Here is a 25,021-nt window from a genome sequence, read left to right on the forward strand (position 1 = left end):
ACCGACACGCCGGGCGGAAGTGGCAAGAGTTTCAGGCGCTGGGCGCAGCACCGACACGCCGGGCGGAAGTGGCAAACGTGCAGGGCGCTGGCGCTGCCCGAATGCTTACATGCTGCAAAATGGCGGCCAATATCCCGCGCAAATTTGCGCCGAATCTGTAAGCTTTACCGGGAAAATCGCCGCGTTATGGGCTGGCAAGGGAAGGCCCGCCGCGCCGTTTTTTTGCTGCCCACTGCACCACGCAAAGGAATAAGTAATTGATTTATATGATTTTTGCTGTTTTGGCTGTTACACCTGTTACACCTTCCCCAAAAAAGGTGTAACGCTGGAACCCGCGTATTTATTGGCTGTTACACCGTTACACCTGTTACACCTTGTTTTGTCACCCCCCCCGGAGCATTCCGGCGAATGGCCCTGTTGATTGCTTACAAAATACGCTTACGCAATCTTTCGGAAGGTGGCGGCAATCACGGTCTGCTCGTTCATTACCCAATCCAGAAAATCCGCCCACTTCTGCAGGGCGGCCAGTCGCTGCGTCTTGTATTCGGCTTGCGAGTACACCCCGGCCATACCGGGGATGGCATGGCTAAGGATGGTTTCGATTACCTCCGGGTTCTGCTCGATACCCTGCTCGCGTATCTGCGTGCTAGCCGTGTGCCTGTGATCGTGGATCACGTAATCCTCAATCTTCGCGGCAATCAGGGCTGCATGCTGTACGCCGTCCAGATTGTTGCCATTCATCGGGCGCTTTGGGTTGGTGGGCATCGGCATCACCCATTCACTACCACCCCCCAGCCGGCGCAACTCTTCCAATATGGCTACAGCCTGTACAGGCAGGAATACCCGGTGCTCTTTCTTGGTTTTCATCCTGAAGGCCGGGATCAGCCACTCGGCTGCAACAAGGTCAAACTCAGACCAGTGTGCACCGCACAGCTCGTTCTTGCGCAGCGCCAGCATCAGCAGCAGGTGCAGGGCCAGCTTGTAACCCCGGTATCCGTCCGTCTGATACAGGCAGGCAAGGTAACGGCGCATTTCCTGCAGTGACAGGTAGCGGCCACGCTTTCCCTTCTGGCCGATTCGGGCTGCCTTGATAGCTTGGGCCGGGTTCACATTGCACCAGTCATGCTCGACGGCATAGGCGAAAATCCGGGAGGCCCAGCCATGCGCATGCAGCGCGGCCTGTTCGCCGCGTCGCTCCCGGATGGCATAGAGCAGCTCCCGCAGATCGGGCGCGGTGATATCGTCCAGAGCCAGCGCACCAAGCTGGGGCAGTAGGTGTAGCCGTACTGTGGCATAGGCTTTGTCCGGGTTCTTCCACTTCTGATTCACCCAGCCGGCCTTATATCGCCCTGCTGCCTCGGCAAAGGTCATCCGGGCCGCATCGATCACGAACGCCTCTTGCTCGGCTTTGATCTTGCTGGCCTCGCTGACGCTTTTACCATCCAGCAGGGCAGTACGGGAATCGTCATGGGTCAGCAGCTCGGCAGGGTTGCCGCCTTGGGAGGCCACCTTGCGGGCCGCATCACGCAACCGGCACGCCTCGGCGAGAGAAACGGCGGGGTACTTGCCCAGCCGTTGCCGGTGCCGCTCACCATTGCAGACAAAATCCAGCACCCAAGACTTGCCGCCAGTGCTGCGCACCACGAGAAACAACCCACCCCCGGCTGCAAGCTGATAGTCCTTAGCCTCTGGTTTGGCGTTCTTTGCCTGAAGGTCTGTTTTGATTGGTTTTTTGCTCACAAGTCCCCCCGTTTTTTGTGTTGGCGGCAGGCCAGTTTAAAACGGGGGGAAAAACGGGGGGACTTTTTCATGGCTTTGGGTGGACGTGTGCGGACGTACAGGGAAGAAAAAACCCGCACAAGCTAGGCTTTATGCGGGTTCCGTGGACTATCCCGGACTTGCCGGGACTACATGCGATACTACAGCGAGTAGTACATGTCGAATTCCACCGGGTGGGTGGTCATGCGGATGCGGTTCACTTCCTGCATCTTCAGGTCGATGTAGGCATCGATCCATTCGTTGCTGAATACACCGCCACGGGTCAGGAACTCGCGATCCTTGTCCAGTTCGGCCAGTGCTTCGTCCAGCGACGCGCAGACTGCCGGGATCTTGGCATCTTCTTCCGGCGGCAGGTCGTACAGGTTCTTGTCGGCCGGATCGCCCGGGTGGATCTTGTTCTGGATACCGTCCAGACCTGCCATCAGCAGGGCCGCGAAACACAGGTACGGATTGGACAGCGGATCCGGGAAACGGGTTTCGATGCGGCGACCCTTGTCGGAAGCCACGTGCGGGATGCGGATGGAAGCGGAACGGTTCTTGGCGGAGTAGGCCAGCTTCACCGGTGCTTCATAGTGCGGAACCAGACGCTTGTAGGAGTTGGTGCCCGGGTTGGTGATGGCATTCAGCGCCTTGGCGTGCTTGATGATACCGCCGATGTAGTACAGGGCCAGTTCGGACAGACCGGCATAGCCGTTGCCTGCGAACAGGTTCTTGCCGTCCTTCCAGATGGACTGGTGAACGTGCATGCCCGAACCGTTGTCGCCAACGATGGGCTTCGGCATGAAGGTAGCAGTCTTGCCGTACTGGTTGGCCACGTTGTGCACCACGTACTTCAGGATCTGGGTCCAGTCAGCGCGCTTGGTGAGCGTCGAGAACTTGGTGCCGATTTCGTTCTGGCCGGCGTTGGCCACTTCGTGGTGGAACACTTCAACCGGTACGCCCAGTTCTTCCAGGATCAGCACCATGGTGGCGCGGATGTCCTGGTGGCTGTCCACCGGCGGAACCGGGAAGTAGCCGCCCTTGACGCGCGGACGGTGGCCGAGGTTGCCGCCTTCGAATTCTTCGGAGGTCGCCCAGGCGCCTTCTTCGGAACCGATCTTCAGGAAGCAGCCGGACATGTCAACGCCCCAGCGGACGTTGTCGAAGATGAAGAATTCGGGTTCCGGACCGAAATAGGCGGTGTCGCCGATGCCGGAAGTCTTCAGATAGGCTTCAGCGCGCTTGGCGATGGAACGCGGGTCGCGGTCGTAGCCCTTGCCGGTATCCGGCTCGACCACATCGCAGGTCAGGATGACGGTCGGCTCGTCGAAGAACGGGTCGATGTTGGCGGTGTCCGCATCCGGCATCAGCAGCATGTCGGAAGCCTGGATGCCCTTCCAGCCAGCGATGGAGGAGCCATCGAAGGCGTGGCCGTGGACGAACCAGTCTTCGTCAACGACGTGGGACGGCACGGTCACGTGCTGTTCCTTGCCCATGGTGTCGGTGAAACGCAGGTCCACGAACTTGATGTCGTTTTCCTGAATCAGCTTGAGAACGTCGGCAACAGCCATCTTTGTCTCTCCGGGTGATGGAAGTAAATGGAAACTGGCGGGGCTTTGCGGCCTGCCCGATACGGGGCTGGGAGTAAGCAGGAAGCGTGCCAGTTCCCGAAAAAGAGGAAAACCATTGTGCCACAACATTGGCGGTTTCCAGTAGTGCGTTCGTCTGTGCTTTTATGGTGCATTTTCGGGCTTTCGTGCACTTTATTGGTGCGTTACTGGTGATGGCCGTTGGCCGGCTTGCCGTGCCCGGCCGGGCTTGGCCGCTGGCGGTGGCGTGCGATAATCAGCTCAGCAAGGCCGCGCCGCATCGGACGTGCCGAGAACCCGTGTGCCGCCTGCCGGCGAGCCGGGCCAGGTTCTGTTGACGTTTTGCTTGCGTGCGCAAGCAAAACGTCAACAGAACCCAACCTTCGTGGAGTCGAATCATGAGTGAAGCCAATGTCATCCTGCAGCGCGCCCGCCAGCGCGGCGAGCAGCTGGGTACCGCCTATTCGGGCGCCGTCACGCCCGTCGAGGCCCATGCGCTGGCGCAGGCCTTGCCCAGCGTGCGCATCGTTGACGTGCGCAGCAGCGCCGAGTGGCAGTGGGTGGGCATCGTGCCGGGCGCCGAGCTGATCGAGTGGCGGCGCTGGGACCCGCAGCATGGCATGCAGCCCAATGCGGATTTCCTGACGCAGCTGAAAACCCGGGTCGATCCGGAAAACATCGTGCTGTTCCTGTGCCGCTCCGGCGCGCGCAGCCATGATGCCGCCGCGCTGGCGGCCGCCAATGGCTACAGCGAGGCCTACAACATTCTCGAAGGCTTCGAGGGTGACAAGGATGCCGCCCAGCATCGCGGTGCGCACAACGGCTGGCAGGCCTCCGGCCTGCCCTGGGTGCAGGGCTGATGCCGGTGAGGTGTGAGTATATGACGATACCTGCGACCCTCGATCTGGTGATTGGTTTCGGTAGCACTGGATCGCGCCAATGACCATCCTTATTCATGGCGAGAAGGCCAACCGCACGCACGAAAACCAGATGCTCCAGGTCTTTCTGGAACGGCTGGAAGACCGTTGGGCAGACAGTACTGACTGGATTATTGCCGTTGCAAACGCGATGTGGAACGGTGCGGAAATCGACTTGGTCTGCATCCTGCCATCGGCCATCATCGTGGCCGACTTCAAGAATTACGGCGGCAGGCTGACCGGCACTGAGAACGGACCTTGGCAGGCCGATGGCGTGATAGTCAAGGGCGGCCGGAAGGCCAACCCCTACCAGCAGCTGCGTGACAACAAGTTTTCCGTTCTGGATTGGCTGCAATCCAAGGCGCTGCTGTCCGGCCGCAACCTGGGGCATATCTCTGCCGGTGTCATCTTCTCGGGGGGGATCACGGATCAGTTGGAACTTCCATCCAAGGTTCGCTCCTGGTTCTACCCGACGGATTTGGCCAACTGCGCCGTCATGCTCGATGGCCTGTCGTCACCCGAGTTGAGGATTGCTCGCGACGAAGCGCTGGAGATCGTCCGCAGGCTGGGCGTTCAGCCCATTGAATGGGCCTCCAGTCGCCCACAGGTTCGCGATATTCACTCGCGTTCGGAGCAACCCCAAGCGCGTACCCCGCTGACCGGACATCTACGTGAGGCGTTGCAGACCCTGAGCAGCTTCGTCGCTGCGGACGACTCTGTCAGTTTTTCAGTTCTGGGCATGACTTCGACCGGCAAGAGCCGTTTGCTTGTCGAGGTAGCAGAGATCGTTAAAAAGGCTGGAAAGCAGGCCATCGTGCTGCAACCTAATCGGCGCCTTGCCGATGGCGCTGAGGTGGAGTCCAACAGCATCTACGGGCATCTCTACACCGGTAGTGTGAACGGGGATGATGAACCGGAAAGCGAGGCCGAACAGAAGAAGCTCAAAGTCATCCCGTTGCGCGCCTGCGATGACGAGGCCGACTGCGTCTACCTTCTGGACGACGCCCACTTGCTGAGTAACTCCAGATTCTCGACCCCTGACGGCAAACAATATGGCAGCGGCCAGTTGTTGTCGGATTTCTTCGACTTCGCTGCGCTGGGCAAGGGAGCGCGGAAGGTCGTTTTCTTTGGTGATCCGTATCAGATTCAGCGCGACGGCAGCGAGGGTGCCGTGCTTTCGGGTGACTTCCAGAACTCACGTGAGCTGAAGCACCAATCGCTAGAGCTGACGCAACTGATCGACACCACAGGTGGTTCAGCCAAACTGGCCAACGCAGTCAAGCTGGTAACCGCCATCCGTGCCCAGAAATTTGCTGCCTTGGAATTGGAAACCGATGAAGGATTCAGGGTTCTTGATAAAAAGGATGCTGCCAATGAGATGGTGGATCATTTCCAGGCAGACCCAAGCTCAGTCTGGTACCTGGCCGAGACACATGGCCAGGCCAACGCATTGACCCAGTGGATTCGTGAGCGCTTGCACGGCAAGAAACTCCTGGACACGATGGAGGTGGGCGACCTGCTGGAGGTCTACGTGAGCCCTGATGTGCGCGATGCATTCGGCTCAAGGGTAGCCATGCAGTCCGGCGGGCGCCTGACGGTCGCGAGCGTCGGCAAACGATCCGTGTACCAACAAGGGTTGAGCTGGGTAAAGAGCGGCCCGGTCAAGTTCCATTCCCTCAGGTGTAGGGTCGATCGTCGCGATGAGATTGAGCTTGAGGTGTTCGAGGAGTTCTTGCGGGCGGAAAGGCCGGAGTTGGACAAAGAGACGGCGGTTGCCGAAAGCGTCTGGCGAAATGCCGCAAAGCGCGACAGAGAGAAAGCGTTCGGCGGCAAGCAGGCAGCACTTCAGGGAATAGAGGTGCCGCCCCCGCCACCAGCCGCGCCAGATTTCACCTATGCCCGTTATGGATATGCATCCACGGTTCACCATGCCCAAGGCATGTCACAGCCGATTTGCTACCTGAATTGCGATCACGCCGCTGGCCGCCACTCAGAAGGATTCTTCCGCTGGCTGTACTCGGCACTCACTGTGGCCGAGCGTGAACTGGTTTTATTGAATTTCACGGATATCCACCCCTTCGACGCTGCTGTTTGGAAAGCAGGTGCTGTCAAGGTGACTTCTGAGATCGCAGTGGGTGCGGGTTGGGTATTTCAGCCCAACGGAATCGCGTCCGAAAGAGATCAGCAGCGCAGCTTGCCCGAGGGGCTCGACCAATCGAAAGATGTTCTCAAGTCTGTCGCCATCTGGCTTCGTATCGTCAACGCTGCAGAGCGGTTTGGCTGGCGAGTCGTAAAAGTGGCCTGTCACCCCTACCAGGAGCAGTATGACCTTTCTGGCCCGCAGGGCGAACACTGCCTACTTCGGATCGCCTACAGCGGGAAAAATGTCGTCACGGCCATGCACGTGAAGGAATCTGAGCACTGGGGTTTGCTTTCCGATGTGGCCTTTGAATGCCTCGCGACGAATGACTTTTCACCTGAGGCTGCCGCCTTGCTCCTATCTACCCGGTCGCGCTTGGATCAAATTGGATGGAAGGTCGTGTCTGCCACTGAGACTTCGTATCGTTTGGCAATAACGGTTGCTCGCAGCCAGGATAAGCGAGTCGGGCTTGAGATCAACTTTGACAAGCAGGGGCTCGTTTCCAGCTTGCGCCCGTTGACGTGCAGCAGCCCAGAGTCTGTTGAAACGATAAGGTCTGTTTTCCAATGACGTGGGCAGACGTACAAGCGCTCCGTAAATCCGGGCGTTTCCAAGAGGCTGTTGACCTTGGTCTCCAAGAGCTTGCTGACGATCCCAATGACTTCAAACTGCGGACGCAAATTGACTGGGCCTTCTATGGCTTGGTCAAGAACCATGTGTTTTTCATAGTTTCCAAGCTCAAAGGAGGACAGCCAGCCCCCAACGCGGTTGTTAATCAAATTCATCAGGCGTTACGCCGTTACGCGCGGCAACCGAAGCGCCGGCCAGACAACGCGCTATCCAATATCTTGCGCGAGTTGTCGAAGATCGCTCCGCACTTCCCATTCTTCCCTGGGTTTATTCGTTGGGTGGGCTTCGACGGCCTCGGTGTGGAAGACTGGCAGTACAACCAACTCGATGAAAATCGTCTTCAGCCCATCGCCCTTGGAGTCGCCCGTGGCTTGGCGAAATGGATAAAGGCATTCCCTGATGCGGCCCAAGAGGAAATTGATCTTGCTCTTGAATGGATCGACCGCGTGCGACCCGTGGCCGAGGGTGATGACGCCCTATGGATGGACTGGGACAGAGTTTATCTACTGCGGCGCGCCCATCGCCATGCCGAGGCGGTCGGAGTTCTTGGTCCAATCATCAAGGCGAAGAGAAATGAGTTTTGGGTATGGGCCGAGGCGGCGAGACTGTATTCAGAGGAGCAGCCAGACCTCGCATTAGCGTGTGCGTGCCGGGCCTTGGAATGTGGTTCAGACCCCAAGTTCACTGTGAAGGTTCACCGTGAGCTTGCCCAGATGTTGGCGGAACGCGGTGAGTTTGCTCAGGCAAGCAGCGAACTGGCGTCGGTGATATCGCTCCGGCAAGAACAAGGTTGGGGAATCGATGCGGAACTTCAGGGCCTGATCAACAGCAGTTGGTATGACCCGTCAGCACAAGGAGCTGAAAGAGCAAGTGACTTCTATGCCCACCATTCCCAGGACGCACTGGCACTGTGTTTCGATTCTGTGGAAGTTAAACCTGCGACCTATTTGGGAGCGATCGTGCAGCAGCCCAAGGATGCTGAACCGGGAAGAAAGGCTCGGCCTCTTCCTCGTTTTGCGATACGTGAATCCAATGGTGCATCGGTCAGTATTGTTGGCCCGGGCGTTCGTTGCAGGAATATCAAGATCGGAGATCCAGTAACGCTAGTTCTCGGCAGGCAACGGGACAGAGATCGTGACGCAATTGTTCAAGTTTCGGTTCGGTCGGATGGGGCCTGCTGGGACTGCACCGATTCAGGGATGGGTCTGGTAACCCGCGAGGCAGCAGATGAGAGGCGGGCAAAAGTCTTTGTTGATCGGGACCTTGAGGTTGGAATCGACGGCGACGCTTGGATCGGGTCACACTCCCCCAAAGTCGGCGAAGGCGTTCGTTTTCGGGTAACTGAAAACCGCAAGACAGGCCGAAGGGACCTTTTCGCCGTTGAACCAGGTCCTCGTCCAGATGCTGATGTCAAGGCGACAACCGGTCACTTGAAGAGGAACCCCAAGGGATTCGCTTTTGTCGATGATGCCTTTGTCCCTCCTTTTATGGCTGAGACGGTCCCGCCGGAAGTCGATACCGTGGTTGCTGTGCTGGTGTACGCGAAGCACCCGAAGGAGGATAGATACGGATGGCGCGCCGTCGCGATCAGCGCGGTGTGAAAACAATTCTGCAGCACGAGATGTGAGGTGTGAGGTGTAAACTTCCCGCTTTTATTTTGCCCGGCCAACTTCATGCGCTACGCCGTGTTCGGCAATCCGATTGCCCATTCCAAATCACCACAGATTCATGCCGCCTTTGCCGCCCAGTTCGGCTTGGCCGATTTCCGCTATGACAAATTGCTCGCCCCGCTGGATGGCTTTGCTGCCAGCGTGCGCGCGTTTTTCGCGGCCGGTGGTCGCGGTGCGAATGTCACCGTGCCCTTCAAGGAAGAGGCATGCCGTCTGGCCGATATGCTGAGCGAGCGCGCTGCTGCCGCGCAGGCGGTCAATACCCTGCAGTTGCTCGAAGATGGCCGCATTCTGGGCGACAACACCGACGGCGCCGGCCTGGTTGCCGATGTGCTGCGCCACACGGGCATCGCCGGCAAGCGCGTGCTGCTGCTGGGTGCGGGCGGTGCGGCGCGCGGCGTGCTGCTGCCCCTGGTGGCGCAGGCGCCGGCGAGCATCACGCTGGCCAACCGTACCGCTGCCAGGGCGGAAGCCTTGATGGCGGAATTCGCCAGCAAGGCTGCTGGCGTGCCGTTGCTGGGCTGCGGTTTTGCCGAGCTGTCCGGCGAATTCGATCTGCTGATCAACGCCACCTCGGCCAGTCTGGCCGGCGAAGCGCTGCCGATTCCGGCAAGCGTCTTCGCGCCCGGCGCGCTGGCCTACGACATGATGTACGGCAAGGACGAAACGGCCTTCCTGCAGCAGGCTGCCGCAGCCGGAGTCGGGCAACGCGTCGACGGGCTGGGCATGCTCGTCGGTCAGGCGGCCGAAGCGTTCGCGCTGTGGACGGGCAAGCGGCCCGATGTGGCGCCGGTGCTGGCGCAATTGCGAGCTGCGTTGTAATCATGGGTATCGGATTGCGGCCCTTTTTGGCAAAGGGTTAGGGCTGTATGGGGTCTAATGTATGGGGGCTGTAATGGGGGGCAAGGCATCACCGCCGCGCACGGCGGGCTGGTATCTGCGCAAGGCCCTGCTGGCCGTGACGCTGCTGGCGCTGCTCTGGCTGTTGTGGATTTTCGGGCACGTGCTGGCCTGGCGCTGGGTGAATCCCGCGGAAACCTCCTTCATGGAGGAGCAGCTTGAGCGCCTGCAGGACAAGAATCCGGAGGCGGAATTGCGCCATCAGTGGGTCGAATACGACCGCATTTCCCCCAATATCAAGCGGGCGCTGATCGCCAGCGAAGATGCCAAATTCCTGGAGCATGACGGCTTTGACTGGGAGGCGATCCAGATCGCCTGGGAGAAAAACCAGAAGAAGGGCCGCATCGTGGCTGGTGGCTCGACCATCAGCCAGCAGCTGGCGAAAAACCTGTTTCTGTCGAGTAAGCGCACGCCCTGGCGCAAGGCCGAGGAGGCGGTGATCACGGTGATGCTGGAAGCGCTGCTGGACAAGCGGCGCATCCTGGAAATCTATCTGAACGTCATCGAGTGGGGGAATGGCGTGTTCGGCATCGAGGCCGCAGCCCGTCATTACTACAAGGCTCCGGCGGCGCGGCTCAGTGTGCCGCAGGCGGCCAAGCTGGCGGCGATGGTGCCCAATCCGCGCTATTACGACACGCATCGCAGCGACCGCAAGCTGCTGCGCAAGACGGCCATCATCCAGCGTCGCATGGCTTACGCCGACATTCCCTGAACATGCCGCCTCCGGAGGCCGGAACTGCTACGATTGCGACTGGCTTCGATTATCAGCAAGAGGTGGTGATGGCAATTGCGGGAAACCCGGGTGTGGTCGTGCGCGCGACCGGCCTGATGGCCGTGCTGTTGGCGGCGAGCGCCGGCAGCGCCGCCGTGCCGCAGGCTCCGTGGGCGCTGTCGGCAAGTCTGGCCGCTCTGGTCTTGCTGCTGCCGGCCTTGCTGCTGTGCTATGCGCGTGCCCGGCCGGCCATGGCGGGTCTGCTGGAAATGCTGATTCTCTTGCTGCTGCCGGCGCTGGCCGCCGTCCTGTGGTGGCTGGAGGATGTGCTGTGGTTGCCGGTGCTGCCGCTGTGCGCGGTGCTGGCCGGCAACTGGCTGCGGCGCCGCCTGCCGGCCAGCGTGCAGGCGGGCGGCGTGCCGGCCGATGCCGAACTGGCCCGCCTGCTTGCCACACCGCCCGACGCCGCCGCGCAGGCGCAATTGCTGGCGCTGGCCCGCAGTTTCGAGGCGCGCGGCCTGCGCAGCAAGGCCGATGCGGCCTACCGTTTTCTGCAGCAGCATGCGCCCGACTTGCCGGGCTTGCCGATAGCTGGCGCGGCACCGGCTGCGCAGCCCGCGCCGGTCGTCGCTGTTGCGCCCACGGCTACCGGCATGCCGGCGACACTGGGCCGTTACCGGCTGGAGAAGGTGCTGGGGCGCGGCGCCATGGGCTCGGTCTATCTCGGGGTCGATCCGGCGCTGGGGCGCCAGCTCGCCATCAAGACCATGGCGCTGGCCGAAGAATTTGACGGCGAGATGCTGGCCGATGCCCGCGAGCGTTTTTTTCGCGAGGCGGAAACCGCCGGGCGCCTGAGCCATCCGAATATCGTTACGCTTTACGACGCCGGCGAGGCCGACGGGCTGGCCTATATCGCCATGGAACTGCTGGCCGGGGCACCACTGGAGGCGAACGCGCGGCCGGACAATCTGCTGCCGCTGGAGGAGGTGCTGGCCATCGTCCGCCAGGTGGCGCTGGCGCTGGAGTATGCCCACAAGCATCAGGTGGTGCATCGCGACGTCAAGCCCGGCAATGTGCTGTACGATCCGGTCACCCGCAAGGTGAAAGTGACCGACTTCGGCATCGCCCGTCTGACCGATGCCAGCCGCACCCGCACCGGGATGGTGCTGGGTACGCCCTCGTTCATGTCGCCCGAGCAGCTCGCCGGCCAGCATATCGACGGCCGTTCCGACCTGTATTCGCTGGGTGTCATGCTCTATCAGCTCAGTAGCGGCGCCTTGCCGTTTGGCGGTGATTCGCTGGCTGATCTGCTGTATGCCATCGCCAATCTGTTGCCAACAGACCCACGCCAGTACCGACCGGAGCTGCCGAAGGCGCTGGTCGCCATTATCATGAAGGCTTTGCAGAAAGATGCCCGGCAGCGCTTCCAGAGCGGGGCGCAATTTGCGCTGGCGCTGGCGCGCCTCGAAGCGCAGCTGAAAGGAAACACGAATGCCGAGTCTCGCCCAGGTGCTTGAGATGGTGGGCCAGTCCGACCCCGGGCGGGTGCGCGAGCATAATGAGGACGCCATCGACTACGACAGCGAGCTGGGGCTTTTGCTGCTGGCTGATGGCATGGGCGGCTATAACGCCGGCGAAATCGCCAGCCTGATTGCCGTGCAGGTGATGAACGAGGTGATGCGCGCCCAGGTGTCCGCCACGCCGCCGCACATCAAGCCGGCCGGCAGCCTGAAATGCGTGGCGCAGGAAATGCTGCTGCTGGCGCTGGATCGCGCCAATTCGATGATCTACCAGACCGCGCTCGCGCAACCGCATTGCGCCGGCATGGGCACCACCGTGGTGGCCGCGCTGTTTTACAACAATCGGGTTTCGGTGCTGCATGTTGGCGATTCGCGCCTGTACCGCTTTCGTGACGGCATGCTGGAACAGCTGACGCGCGATCATTCGCTGCTGCAGGAGCGCATCGACGCCGGCCTCGTGAAGGCCGAGGATGCGCGCTTTGCCGCCGACAAGAATCTGCTGACCCGCGCAGTCGGCATCGCGCCCTATGTCGAGGGCGAGGTCTGCGAGTATGAGGTGCGCCCGGACGACATTTATCTGGCCTGCTCCGACGGCCTGACCGACATGCTCGACGACGACGACATCGCCCAGCTGCTGGCGATGTTGTCCGTCGATCTGGGGCTGACCGCGCAAACGCTGGTCGATCAGGCCAATATCATGGGCGGACGCGATAATATCTCGGTATTGCTGGCCCGCGTGAAGCGGGACTTTTCGGTTGACAACCCGTGGTGGCAGCGCATGACCGGCTGGTTTGGCTGACCCCGCGACCCCCGTATTTCTGGAATGAACTTTTACCATGGCCAAGTTGCTGCTCAGTCGCGAAGGAAACGTCATCAAGGAATTCCGCCTCACGCGCCCGCGCGTGCTGATCGGCCGCCGCCCCGGCAATGACATCCAGATCGCCCATCGCGCCATTTCCGGCGTGCATGCCGCCATTGAAAAGCACGATGGCGGCTATGTGCTCACCGATCTGGAAAGCACCAATGGCACGCGCGTCAACGGCGAACCCGTCGTGCGTCATGTGCTGCGCGACGGCGATACCATCCGCATCGGCCGCTATCACCTGCTGTTTGACAGCGCCGGCGAAAGCCCCGGGCTGGATGTGCCATCCGGGCTGGCGCGTCTTGCTTCCGGCGAAGCACCGGCGTCCGCGGTGGCCATGGGCAATGTGGCGACGGTGCCGACCATTCCGGAGCGGGCTGCGCCCGCGCTGCCGCCGGCGTCCATGCGCGTCATCAGCGGCCGCCAGACCGGGCAGGTGCTGCAGCTGGACAAGCCGGCGACCACGCTGGGCAAGGCCGGTGTGCAGGTGGCGATGATCACCCGCCAGCCCAAGGGCTACCTGCTGATGCATGTCGAGGGCGAGCGCCGGCCGCTGGTCAATGGCCTGGATCTGGGCCTGCACAGCCGCGTGCTCAGGAACGGCGATGTGATCGATTTGCTGGGGGTGCAAATGGCCTTCCAGCTTGGCCAGTGAGGAGCAGGGCATGGAATTGAGGGTACTGGGCTGCAGCGGCGGCATCGGCGGCAGCAACCGCACCACGGCCTTTCTGCTGGGCCAGCATGTGCTCATCGACGCCGGCACCGGGGTGGGCGAGCTCAATTACAGCGAGCTGTGCGCCATTGATCATGTCTTTCTGAGTCACGCCCACCTTGATCATGTGGCCTGCCTGCCCATGCTGCTCGATACGGTGTTCAGCGCCCGCAAGGCGCCGGTGACCGTGTATGGCCTGCCGGAAACGATTGCCGTGCTCAGGCAGCATCTGTTCAACTGGCATCTGTGGCCGGATTTCAGCAAGATTCCCTCGGCTGAGGAGGGTATCCTTCGCTATCAGTCAATCAGCCTTGGCTCTACGGTGACACTGGATGGGGTATCGGTGTCGCCACTGCCGGCCATCCATACCATTCCGGCCATCGGCTACCGGCTCGACAGCCCGGAAAGTTCGCTGGTCTATAGTGGTGATACCGTGGGTGGTGCCGAGTTCTGGGCTGCGGTCAACGCCATACCGCGCTTGCGGGGCCTGATCATCGAAACCGCCTTTGCCAATCATGAAGCCGAACTTGCCGCACAGGCCAAGCACCTGTGTCCCGCAACGCTGGCGCACGAGCTGCAGGGCCTCCAGTGCGAAACCGAAGTGCTGATCACCCATCTCAAGCCAGCCGACAGTGGCCGCACGCTGCGCGAAATCCGCGCACTGGACAGCCGCCATTCGATTCGCCCGCTGCTGCAGGGCGAAACCATCGAGTTCTAGTCTTCCCCCTTTCAACCCGGTCCATGAGGCGAGCATGAGCGTGCCTTTCCCTGCCAGCGATCTGGCCTTTTTGCGCGCCCTGCAGGCGCTGACCACCCGCATCCACGCCAGTGGCCGCCTTGATGAAATCCTGACCGAGCTGGGGCAGGAAATCTGTGCGGTCTTTGCCGCCGAGCGCGTCACGCTCTATGTCGCCAGTGCTGACGGGCGCGAGCTGATCGCGCGCATCAAGACCGGCCTGGAAGGGGTGAAAGAGCTGCGGGTGCCGATCAACGACCGCAGCATTGCCGGCTTTGTCGCCAATCACAAGGAGTTGCTCAATCTGGCCGACGTCTACGACGAGGCCGCTCTGCAAAAGCTCTCGCCCACGCTGCAGTTCCTGCAGGCGGTGGACCAGCGCACCGGCTTTCGCACGCGCGAAATGCTGGTGGCGCCCATCGTGCAGGCCAGCGACGGCACGCTGACCGGCGTAATCCAGCTCATCAATTGCCAGGATGGTGGCCCCTTTGCGCAAAGCCGCATCGACGGCGTGAAAATGCTGGCCGAAACACTGGCCGTCGCGCTGCGCCAGCGCCAGCAGTCGGCGTATCCCTTCGTACCCAAGCACCGCTATCACCAGCTGCTCAATGAAGGGCTGATCAGCCCGGCGGCCTTCCAGGTCGCCATCAAGGAGGCCCAGCGCACCCAGCGCGATATCGAGCTGGTGCTGGCCGAAGGCTATGGCGTGACGCCGGCGCAAATCGGCGCGGCACTCGCCGCCTTCTACCGCGTGCCCTATACCGCCTTTGAGCCCGGCCTCGACAAGCCGGTCGAGCTGCTGGCCCGCCTGCGCCGCGAAAACCTGCAGTCCCAGCAATGGCTGCCGCTGGGCGAAGACGAGCAGGGCGGCGTGCGCATTATGTCGCCCGATCCGGAGTTCGCGCGCGCCGGCATGGCGCCGCAGCAATGGTTCGAAGGACGCAAGCTGCAGTTTCTGGTCACGACGCGCAACGAGTTCCAGCAGACGCTGGCGGCCTGGTTTGGCGACATGGCCGTCAACGAAGCCGTGCAGCTTGAGCTGGCCGAAGACGAGGCGGTGCAGGAGGAAGTCTCGGCGGCGATGTCCGCCGCGCAGGACAACGAGGTCGTGCAGCTGGCCAACCAGATCATCGTCGAGGCCTACCGCAAGGGGGCGTCCGACATCCATATCGAACCCTATCCGGGACGCGAGAAAACGCAGATCCGCTTCCGGCGCGACGGCAATCTGATGTTCTACCGCGACATCCCGTCCAGCTACCGCAGTCCGCTGGTCACGCGGCTGAAGATCATGTGCGACCTCGACATTGCCGAGCGCCGCAAGCCGCAGGACGGCAAGATCAAGCTGAAGAAATTCGTGCCCGATCTCGACATCGAGCTGCGCGTGGCGACCATTCCCACCGCCGGCGGTGTCGAAGACGTGGTCATGCGTATCCTGTCGGCCGGCGAGCCACTGCCGCTGGACAAGCTGGCGCTGTCCGACGCCAATCTGGCGGCGCTCAAGAGCGTCATCAGCAAGCCCTACGGCCTTTTCTTCGTGTGCGGCCCGACCGGTTCGGGCAAAACCACCACGCTGCATTCGGTGCTCAAGCACCTCAATACGCCGGAAACCAAGATCTGGACCGCCGAAGACCCGGTGGAAATCACCCAGAAGGGCTTGCGCCAGGTGCAGGTCAACCCCAAGGCCGGGCTGACCTTTGCCAGCGTGATGCGCGCCTTTCTGCGCGCCGACCCCGACATCATCATGGTGGGCGAAATGCGCGATGCCGAGACGGCAGGCACCGGCATCGAGGCTTCGCTCACCGGTCACCTGGTACTGGCGACGCTGCACACCAATAGCGCGCCCGAGTCCGTCATCCGCCTGCTCGACATGGGCATGGACCCGTTCAATTTCGCCGATGCGCTGCTGGGTATTCTCGCGCAGCGTCTGGCGCGACGGCTGTGCAAGTGCAAGGAAGCCTACGAGGCCAGCGAAACCGAGCTGATGCAGATGGTGTCGGAATACACCGAGGAATTGCTGAAAACGCCGAGCTGGCAGGCTGACCCGCATGGCCTGGCCGACCGCCTGTACGAGCGCTGGCTGCAGCTTTACGGCAAGGATGGCAAGGTTACGCTCTATCGCGCCAAGGGTTGCCCCGAATGTGCGACCACCGGTTACAAGGGACGGGTTGGGCTGCACGAGTTGCTGGTCGGCAGCGATGGCGTCAAGCAGCTGGTTCAGGAGCGTGCGCGCGTTGCGCAGATTCTCGAGCTGGCGCTGGAAGAGGGCATGACCACGCTGAAGCAGGACGGCATCGTCAAGGTGCTCGCCGGCATCACCGACATGGCGCAGATCCGCGCGGTCTGCATCAAATAAGGAACCACGCCCATGTTGAGCAAGCGTGCGCTGCGCGAGCGGCTGGAAAAACTCAATGCCATCGGGATCGCGCTATCCGGCGAAACCGATATCAACAGTCTGACCGAAGCCATCCTGGTCGCGGCCAAGTCGCTGGTCGATGCCGATGCCGGCACGCTCTACCGCGTGCGCGATGGCGAGCTGCATTTCGAGATTGTCATGACCGACCGGCTTGGCGTCGCGCTGGGCGGCACCACCGGCAAGCCGCCACCGATGAAGCCGGTGCCGCTGTACCACGCCGACGGCAGTCCCAATCGCAACAATGTGGTGGCCTGCTGCGTGCTGGAAGACCGCACGATCAATATCGATGATGCCTACACGGCCGAGGGTTACGATTTTTCCGGCACGCGCGCCTTTGATGCCGCCAATGGCTATCGCTCGAAATCCTTTCTGACGGTGCCGCTGAAAAATCACGAGCGCGAAATCATCGGCGTGCTGCAGCTGATCAATGCGCTGGATGTCGAGGATGAACCGGTGCCCTTCGATGCCGAAGACCAGCATCTGGTCGAATCACTGGCCTCGCAGGCGGCGATTGCGCTGACCAATCGCGCGCTGATCGAATCGCTGCAGGTGCTGTTCGAATCCTTCATCCAGCTGATCAACCTGGCGATTGACGACAAGTCCCCCTATACCGGCGGGCACTGCCAGCGCGTCCCCGAGCTGACGATGCTGCTGGCCGAGGCCGTCAATCGCGCCGGCTACGGCCCGCTGGCGGGCTTCACCATGACGGAGAAGGACCGCTACGAGCTGCGCATCGCCGGCCTTTTGCACGATTGCGGCAAGGTCACCACGCCGGTGCATGTGGTCGACAAGGCCACCAAGCTGCAGACGATTTACGACCGCATCGGCCTGATCGAAACGCGCTTCGAGGTGCTCAAGCGCGACGCCGAAATCGCCCTGCTCAAGGGTGAACTCAGCCACGCCGCGCACGCCGGCCTGCTGGCCCAGTACGCCGACGATCTGGCCTTTCTCAAGCGCTGCAATATCGGCGGCGAATTCATGAGTGACGAGCACATCGCGCGCCTGCACCATATTGCCGCTTACCGCTGGTGCACGCCGCAAGGCGTGGACGAACCCTTCCTCAGCGGTGACGAGCTGCTGAACCTGGGTATTCGCAAGGGCACGCTCACCGATGCCGAGCGGCAGATCATCAATCATCACATCGAAGTCACCATCGAGATGCTGGAAAGCCTGCCCTGGCCCAAGCATCTGCAGAATGTGCCCGAATACGCCGGCGGCCATCACGAGCGCATGGATGGCAAGGGCTATCCGCGCGGGCTGACGCGCGAGCAGATGAGTGTGCAGGCCCGTGTCATGGGGATTGCCGACGTGTTCGAGGCGCTGACTGCGCGTGATCGCCCCTACAAGGACGGCATGAAGCTGTCGCTGGCGCTGACCATTCTGGCGCGCATGGTGGCCGATGGCCACATAGATCCGGACCTGTTCGAGATCTTCGTGCGCGAGCGGGTCTGGCTGGATTACGCCCAGCGCTTCCTCGAGCCCGCGCAGATCGACAGTGTCGACGAGGCGGCGCTGCTGAAACTGGCGGGGCTGCAGGGCTGAGCCGGCGCAGGCATATCTCTTCCTGATTAGAAACCCTTCTCAGCAAACCACAAAACCTATTCTGATTAGCAAGACTCTTCAGCTTTCTTGCCGTCATTCCGGCGAAGGCCGGAATCCAGAGGGGTTAACGACACGTTTGCAGTCTGGATGCCGGCCTTCGCCGGCATGACGGGCTGTTGGTGAATGCTTGCTGAGACAGCTTTCTAATCAGCAAACCTATTGAACCACAGAGACACAGAGGGCACAGAGGAAACAAAACACTGAGAATTGCTTGGACGTGCTCCGGTTTTTCTCTGTGTTCTCTGTGTCTCTGTGGTTGATTTGGGTTTTGCTGAGAAGTCTTGCTAATCAGGTATCTCTTTTTCCAGATTCGCCGGCCTGATGAGCAGGGTTTGAATGCCCGGCGGAATGGCTTTCAGCTTGGCGGTTTTCTTGGGGTATTGGTCTTTAGCCATTTGAGTGTATAGGCTGCAGGCAAATACCCTGTGCTTTTGTTCCGGAGTGGTGTTATGTCCCGGCCGGGACAAAGTGCGCGCGCTCGAAGTCGCTGCCGCGCTCCAGCAGGCTTTGCAGCCGTACCTTGTGCTGGGCCTGGCCATCCCACAATTCCAGCACCCGCCCCTGACGGAACCAGCCAGGCGGCAGCAGCAGCGAGGCCGGCTCCTTCAGTGCCGGCATGGGCGGCAGGCGCAGTGCATCGGTATAGTGCTCCTGTCCCAGACGCACGGCATCGATGGCGCGCACGGCGGCGGCGGCGGGCAGGCCCGGCAGCAGTCGCACGCCGGCCAGGATTTTCTCGTCGCCGATTTCCAGCCAGCGTATCGAGCCGCAGAAGCGCTGGCCGTCCAGTGTCAGTGTGAGCAATTGCTGCAACTGCAGGCGGGTGCCGGCGATGCCGCGTTCCATGCGCAGGCCCAGCACCGACTCGTCGACCAGCGACCAGTTTTCCAGCTCCGGAGCCTGCAGCACCGGCGCGGTGAAGCGCGTGGTGGTTTTGCCGAACATCTGGATGTCGAGCATGTCGCGATTGCCCAGCGCTTTTTGCGGCACGGCGGGCGGTGCGTAAAGCCCCTGGGCCAGCCAGCGATGCTGGTTGCCGATGCCGCCGCCGGCTACCTGCAGCTCGGCCTGTTGCGGCTTGCGGCCCAGCTTGCGCTCGCCGGGGTGTTCGCACCAGTGCTTGTAGAGTTCGCGCAGCAGCTGCTCGGCCGCTTCGGTAGAGAGCGTGCTGCCCAGGCCGAGTTGCTGTGGCGCTTCCCCCTGGCGCAAGAGCTTGATGCGCTTGATCAGCGATTGCGCCAGCTGCAGTGTGTCGATGGCGAGGCTGCTCTGGCCATCTGCTGGCGGGCGGCGCAGCGGCGGAGAGGGGTGATCGAGGTCGATGCTGAGCGGCTGATGGCCTTCGGGCGCCGCCGCCTGCGTGCCAAGGCTGGTGCGCGGCGCGAGGTTTTCCAGTACCGGATGCAGCCATTGCTGCTGGCGGGTGCTCAGCTGCTGTGGATTGCCGGCGGCAAACAGCAGGGCCTGGATGAAGAGGCTTTCGCAATGGCTGGTGCCGCTGGCCGCGCTAAGGCTGTCGCGAAAGCGCTCCTGCGCGAGGCCCTGTTGCATGATCAGCTTGTAGTAGGCAAACAGGATGTCCCAGCCGGCTTGTGGCGGACTGCGATGCACGAGGGCGTGGGCGTAGTGCATGCGCAGGCGGTAATACAGGCTGCGCCCGGCCAGCAGTGCCTGATACTGGCCGACGCCGGCATCGCCTTCGGCCGCAGCGCGCCAGCAGCGCGCATAGCCGTCGGCCATGGCGTTCCACAGATCGACGAAATGCTGCCAGTGCGAGCGCTCGCCCGGGTTGAGCGGCAGCGGTTTGCCCAGAAAGGTGGTTTGCCAGTTGTCCTGGATCTGGTGCACGGTGTCGCGGAACTGCTCCAGCGTTTTCAGGCTGTCGAGCGCGCCCAGCCGGCTGCGGTTCATGCCGGAAATGGCTTCCAGCAGCTCGGCGTGCGCGACCGGCGTGTTGATCAGTGGCAGCAGCTTCAGCCATTCGCGGGCGGCGCGGGCATCGGCAAAGGGCGGATCGGCCGTGCCGCGCGCGGGCAGAAAGCTCAGCAGACCGCTCATGGCGCCAGTTCCTGCAGTGCGCTGCGCAAGTGCGCCAGCGCTGCCGCTGGCGGCTCATGCCGCCCGGGGCGGCTTGGCGTGGCCCAGACCGGGGCCGGGAAGTGCCGGTCGTCCTGCCAGCGCGGGATCACATGCCAGTGCAGATGGGGAACCACATTGCCAAGGCTGGCCAGATTGATCTTGTCCGGTTGCAGCACCGCGCGCTGCGCGGCTTCAACGGCATAAACCACCTGCATCAGCGCATCGCGCTCGGGCGCAGGCAGATCGGTCATTTCGGCTACATGCTGCTTGTGGATGACCCGGCAGAAACCGGGATAGTCGGGCTCGTCGGCCAGCACCACGCGGCAGAATTCGTTTTCCCAGAGCACTTCTCCGCCACTTTGCGTGCAGAGGGGGCAGTTGCTAGTCATTCAGGCGATTCCCGTGGCGCACGGGCCTTCGTGGTGGCCAGTGCGGGGTTGCATTAGTGAACGATTATATTTTATCTCATGCCGGCGGTGCCGTTTTGCCGGCCTATTGATCCGGCCGCCCTGATGGTCTCATGCGTAGGAGCGAGCTTGCTCGCGATCGGCAACGCTTCGCGAGCAAGCTCGCTCCTACGGAAATTCAAACTTCTGAGAGCCGGAGCAACAGTCATACCCGAGGATAGGCTGCATCCCAATAAGGTGAAACAGTAAGTTGCGAATGCGGGGCCGGCCGGATGGCACAACGGGCCGCAATGCGGCCCGTTGTGCTCGGGGAGTCACGAGATCAGAGCAGCACGCGCTCGATGCCGCCGCTGCGCGCCTGTTCCACATACTCCGGCATCCAGTTTTCGCCGAGAATGTGCTTGGCCATTTCCACGACGATGTAATCGGCCGTGGTATTGGCGTCATCATCGTAGCGCTGCAGGCCCATCAGGCAGGCCGGGCAGGAGGTCAGGATCTTCACCTCATCCTGGCCACCCGAGGCCGCACGCAGCTTCGCCGCGCCTTTCTCCATTTCTTCCTGCTTGCGGAACCGCACCTGCGTGGCGATGTGCGGTTGCGACACACCGAACGAACCGGATTCGCCGCAGCAGCGGTCGTTGAGGTCGACGCGCTGGCCCATCAGCTGCTGCGCGGCATCCACGCCCTTGATGGTCTTCATCGGGGTGTGGCAGGGCTCGTGGTACATGTACTGCACGCCTTGCACGCCGGCGAGCTTCACATCCTTTTCCAGCAGGTATTCGTGGATGTCGAGCAGGCGGCAGCCGGGGAAGATCTCTTCAAAGCGATACTTCTGCAGCTGGTCCATGCAGGTGCCACAGGACACGATCACTGTCTTGATGTCGAGGTAGTTCAGCGTGTTGGCCAGCCGGTGGAACTGCACGCGGTTTTCCATGGTGATCTTGTCGGCCTTGTCGTCATACCCCGCCGACGCCTGCGGATAGCCGCAGCACAGATAGCCCGGCGGCAGCACCGTGGTGGTGCCGACATGCCAGAGCATGGCCTGCGTGGCCAGCCCCACCTGGCTGAACAGGCGCTCCGAGCCGCAGCCCGGGAAGTAGAACACCGCTTCGCTGTCCTCTGCCGCACGCGGATTGCGGATCACCGGAATGACGGTATCGTCCTCGATGTCCAGCAGCGCGCGCGCGGTCTTCTTCGGCAGCTTGCCCGGCATGGGCTTGTTGATGAAGTGGATGATCTGCGTCTTCACCGGCGGCTTCCCGCCGGTGGTCGCCGGCGGTTGCCTGAGCACGGACCTGGTCAGGCCGAAGCGCTTGCCCAGCTGGTAGCCCAGGCGCTGCGCCTTGTACGCCCACTCGATGCTGACCTTGCGGATCAGCTTGATCGTCGCCGGGTCCTTCAGCGTCAAAAAGCCCATCGCCATCGCGGTGGTCGGGTTGAACTTCTTCTTGCCTTCCTTTCTCAGGAAGTTGCGCATGGCCACCGACACATCGCCGAAGTCGATCTTCACCGGACAGGGATTCACGCAGCGGTGGCATACCGTGCAATGGTCCGCCACGTCGCCCAGTTCCTCGAAGTGTTTGAGCGAGATACCCCGGCGCGTCTGCTCCTCGTACAGGAAGGCTTCGGTCAAGAGGCCGGTCGCCAGAATCTTGTTGCGTGGCGAGTACAGCAGATTCGCGCGCGGCACGTGCGTCGTGCACACCGGCTTGCACTTGCCGCAGCGCAGGCAGTCCTTGACCATGTTCGAGATCGAGCCGATGTCGGATTGCTCGAGGATCAGCGATTCCGCGCCCAGCAGCGAGAACGACGGCGTGTAGGCGTTGGCGAGGTCCGAGCCCGGCAGCAGCTTGCCCTTGTTGAAGCGGCCGTGCGGATCGACCTTCTGCTTGTAGGCTTCGAAGGGCGCGAGTTCCTCGCGGGTCAGGAACTCGTACTTGGTGATGCCGATGCCGTGCTCGCCGGAAATCACGCCGTTGAGCTCGCGCGCGACGGCCATGATGCGCGCGACGGCATGGTGGGCGCGCTGCAGCATCTCGTAGTCGTCGGAGTTCACCGGGATATTGGTGTGCACATTGCCGTCACCGGCGTGCATGTGCAGCGCCACCCAGGTGCGGCCCTTGAGCACCTTCTGGTGGATGGCGGCGATGGCATCGAGAATCGGCTTGTCGGTACGCCCGGCAAACAGCGTTTCCAGCTCGGCCTGCAGCTCGCGCTTCCAGCTCATGCGCAGGATGAAGTCGCGCATGGCGTGGAAAACGCTTTGCGGGGTATCTTCCTGCGAGAATTCACGCTCAAGGGGTGCATCCGGATACGCGGTGGTGTATAGCTCGAAGGCCGCATCCAGGTTGTCGCGTATCCACTGCCAGTGCGCGCGGGTGCGGGCAATGAGCTGCAGCGCGGTTTCGCGGCGGTCGCCGATCAGCACGTCGTGGCCGACCGGGGCATCGGCCGCGTCGATGGGCAGCCGGCCCTGCGCAAAGAACTCGGTGAAGGCGTCGAGCAGCTCCAGCTTGTTGCCGATCGACAGCTCGATATTGATGCGCTCGATGGCGTCCGAATAATCGCCCAGGCGCGGCAGCGGAATCACCACGTCCTCGTTGATCTTGAAGGCATTGGTGTGCTTGGCGATCGCCGCGGTGCGCGCGCGATCCAGCCAGAATTTCTTGCGCGCGTCGGCGGTGACGGCGATGAAGCCTTCGCCGACGCGGGCGTTCGCCAGCCGCACCACATGGCTGGCGGCTTCGCCCACCGCGTTCTCGTCGTCCGAAACGATGTCGGCGATCAGCACCATTTTCGGGCGGCCCTTGGACTTGGCCTTGGTCGCGTAACCGACGGCGCGCACATAGCGCCAGTCCAGATGCTCCAGCCCGGCGAGCTGCACGGCCGGGTGGGCATCCAGATAATCCTTGATTTCGACGATGGCCGGCGTCGCCTGCGCGACGGTGCCGAAGAATTCCAGGCACACCGTGCGCGTGTGCGCCGGCAGGCGGTGCAGGATGAAGCGCGCGCTGGTGATCAGGCCGTCGGTGCCTTCCTTCTGCACGCCGGGCAGGCCGGCGAGGAATTTGTCGGTGACGTCCTTGCCCAGCCCCGTCTTGCGGAACTGGCTGCCGGGCACCTGCAGCATGTCTTCGCTGAGCTGCGTCTTGCCATCCGGTTTATAGGTGGTGACGCGGAAAGTGGCGAATTCGGCGTCATGGATCTTGCCGAGGTTGTGATCCATGCGCTCGATGAATTTCCAGTTGCCGTCCGGGTCGACCATTTTCCAGCTGACCAGGTTGTCGAGCGCGGTGCCCCACAGCACGGCCTTCTTGCCGCCGGCGTTCATCGCCACATTGCCGCCGATGCACGAGGCGTCGGCCGAGGTCGGGTCGACGGCAAACACCAGGCCCACTTCCTCGGCGGCTTCCATCACGCGGCGCGTCACCACGCCGGCGCCGCACTGGATGGTGGCGACCTCATGATCGACCCCCGGAATCTGGCGCATTTCCACGCCGTTGTGGCGGTCGAGCTTTTCGGTATTGATGACGGCCGACATCGGCGTGAGCGGCACGGCGCCGCCGGTGTAGCCGGTGCCGCCGCCGCGCGGAATCACGGTCAGCCCCAGCTCGATACAGGCGGCCACCAGCGGCGCCATTTCCTCTTCGGTATCGGGGTTGAGCACCACAAACGGGTATTCGACGCGCCAGTCGGTGGCGTCGGTGACGTGCGACACGCGCGCCAGACCGTCGAAGCAGATGTTGTCGCGGCGGGTGATGGCACCCATGCGCTTCATCACCTTCTTGCGCAGGCTGCCGATGTCGCGGAATTCGCGCTCGAAGGCGTCGACGGCCTGGCGCGTGCGCGCGATCAGGATGCCGACGCGCTCGTTGTCCTGGCGGCGCTTCTCGATTTCGGCCAGGCGGTGATGCATGGCGTCGACAAGCAGCTGCAGGCGCTTGGGATTGTCGAGCAGGTCGTCCTGCAGATAGGGATTGCGCTTCACCACCCAGATGTCGCCCAGCACTTCGAACAGCATGCGTGCGGAACGACCCGTCTTGCGCTCCTGGCGCAGCTGGTCCAGCACCCGCCAGGTTTCCTCGCCCAGCAGGCGGATCACGATTTCGCGATCGGAGAACGAGGTGTAGTTGTACGGAATTTCGCGCAGTCGGTCGTGCGTATGCTCAAGAATGACGCTTTGTTCGGTCATGGCAGGCAATCCGGGGGGGAAGAATGGTGCAAAACCGGATTTTAAAGGAATTTGCCGTGGCAAAAGGTGCAAATTTCGTGTGGGCTTCTTGCGTTGCGGCAGGGCAGGTCGCATTTTCCGCGCTGTTGTTTCCCGCTACTGGCGCCCGCGCGGGGCGTCGCCTATGCGGTCAGAATGCGGCG

At 62.1% G+C, this 25,021-nt stretch carries 17 protein-coding genes; 12 read left to right on the top strand and 5 right to left on the bottom strand.

What is annotated here, in order from left to right:
• The coding region (locus tag C515_RS24390; protein ID WP_211234041.1) for a hypothetical protein at positions 1–253 on the top strand (253 nt) is incomplete at its 5' end.
• Between the two features lie 185 nt (positions 254–438).
• Here the strand turns inward: C515_RS24390 and C515_RS0110775 are convergent.
• Both C515_RS0110775 and glnA read right to left on the bottom strand, forming a co-directional pair.
• Positions 439–1,740 (bottom strand): tyrosine-type recombinase/integrase, encoded by a 1,302-nt coding sequence (locus C515_RS0110775; RefSeq protein ID WP_211234042.1) that lies wholly within the window; start codon positions 1,738–1,740, stop codon positions 439–441.
• Between the two features lie 179 nt (positions 1,741–1,919).
• Positions 1,920–3,329, bottom strand: coding sequence for a glutamate--ammonia ligase (glnA, locus tag C515_RS0110780; protein ID WP_028455548.1), 1,410 nt, complete (start codon positions 3,327–3,329; stop codon positions 1,920–1,922).
• A 416-nt stretch (positions 3,330–3,745) separates the two neighbouring features.
• On the opposite strand from glnA, the gene C515_RS0110790 reads away from it, so the two are divergent.
• From C515_RS0110790 to C515_RS0110840, 11 genes are all read left to right on the top strand, one after another.
• Complete coding sequence (locus C515_RS0110790; RefSeq protein WP_028455549.1) at positions 3,746–4,207, top strand: rhodanese-like domain-containing protein; 462 nt, start codon at positions 3,746–3,748, stop codon at positions 4,205–4,207.
• Between the two features lie 79 nt (positions 4,208–4,286).
• Positions 4,287–6,974, top strand: a complete 2,688-nt coding sequence (locus C515_RS0110795) for an NERD domain-containing protein (RefSeq protein ID WP_081686896.1) — start codon at positions 4,287–4,289, stop codon at positions 6,972–6,974.
• A complete protein-coding gene (locus C515_RS0110800; RefSeq protein WP_051304853.1) occupies positions 6,971–8,635 on the top strand; it encodes a DUF7017 domain-containing protein in 1,665 nt (554 codons plus the stop codon). Before C515_RS0110795 ends, C515_RS0110800 begins: the two co-directional genes overlap by 4 nt.
• Positions 8,636–8,707: 72 nt before the next feature.
• Entirely contained in the window at positions 8,708–9,526 is an 819-nt protein-coding gene (gene aroE, locus C515_RS0110805; protein ID WP_028455552.1) for a shikimate dehydrogenase, read from the top strand.
• A 73-nt stretch (positions 9,527–9,599) separates the two neighbouring features.
• Positions 9,600–10,316 carry a monofunctional biosynthetic peptidoglycan transglycosylase gene (mtgA, locus tag C515_RS0110810; protein ID WP_081686897.1) on the top strand — a complete coding sequence of 239 codons (717 nt, stop codon included), beginning with the start codon at positions 9,600–9,602 and terminating at the stop codon, positions 10,314–10,316.
• A 68-nt stretch (positions 10,317–10,384) separates the two neighbouring features.
• Positions 10,385–11,833: a serine/threonine-protein kinase gene (locus C515_RS20640; protein WP_245575024.1), complete on the top strand. Its 1,449-nt coding sequence runs from the start codon at positions 10,385–10,387 to the stop codon at positions 11,831–11,833.
• Positions 11,808–12,635: a PP2C family protein-serine/threonine phosphatase gene (locus C515_RS0110820; protein WP_051304855.1), complete on the top strand. Its 828-nt coding sequence runs from the start codon at positions 11,808–11,810 to the stop codon at positions 12,633–12,635. Before C515_RS20640 ends, C515_RS0110820 begins: the two co-directional genes overlap by 26 nt.
• 37 nt (positions 12,636–12,672) lie before the next feature.
• Positions 12,673–13,353 carry an FHA domain-containing protein gene (locus C515_RS0110825; protein WP_028455555.1) on the top strand — a complete coding sequence of 227 codons (681 nt, stop codon included), beginning with the start codon at positions 12,673–12,675 and terminating at the stop codon, positions 13,351–13,353.
• 10 nt (positions 13,354–13,363) lie between these two features.
• A complete protein-coding gene (locus C515_RS0110830; RefSeq protein WP_028455556.1) occupies positions 13,364–14,128 on the top strand; it encodes an MBL fold metallo-hydrolase in 765 nt (254 codons plus the stop codon).
• Between the two features lie 34 nt (positions 14,129–14,162).
• Positions 14,163–16,499, top strand: a complete 2,337-nt coding sequence (locus C515_RS0110835) for a GspE/PulE family protein (RefSeq protein ID WP_028455557.1) — start codon at positions 14,163–14,165, stop codon at positions 16,497–16,499.
• 12 nt (positions 16,500–16,511) lie between these two features.
• Positions 16,512–18,101, top strand: a complete 1,590-nt coding sequence (locus C515_RS0110840; protein ID WP_028455558.1) for an HD family phosphohydrolase — start codon at positions 16,512–16,514, stop codon at positions 18,099–18,101.
• Positions 18,102–18,608: 507 nt separating this feature from the next.
• Here C515_RS0110840 and C515_RS0110850 read toward each other — a convergent pair.
• From C515_RS0110850 to C515_RS0110860, 3 genes are all read right to left on the bottom strand, one after another.
• Positions 18,609–20,219, bottom strand: coding sequence for a cyclic-di-GMP receptor FimW-related protein (locus C515_RS0110850; protein ID WP_028455559.1), 1,611 nt, complete (start codon positions 20,217–20,219; stop codon positions 18,609–18,611).
• Entirely contained in the window at positions 20,216–20,629 is a 414-nt protein-coding gene (locus C515_RS0110855) for an HIT family protein (RefSeq protein ID WP_028455560.1), read from the bottom strand. The genes C515_RS0110850 and C515_RS0110855 overlap by 4 nt, the downstream gene beginning before the upstream one ends.
• A 340-nt stretch (positions 20,630–20,969) precedes the next feature.
• Positions 20,970–24,839, bottom strand: a complete 3,870-nt coding sequence (locus C515_RS0110860) for a DUF3683 domain-containing protein (protein ID WP_043649147.1) — start codon at positions 24,837–24,839, stop codon at positions 20,970–20,972.
• Positions 24,840–25,021 lie beyond the last annotated feature (182 nt).

This window comes from Chitinilyticum litopenaei DSM 21440 (assembly GCF_000428145.1).
GTDB classification, from domain to species: domain Bacteria; phylum Pseudomonadota; class Gammaproteobacteria; order Burkholderiales; family Chitinibacteraceae; genus Chitinilyticum; species Chitinilyticum litopenaei.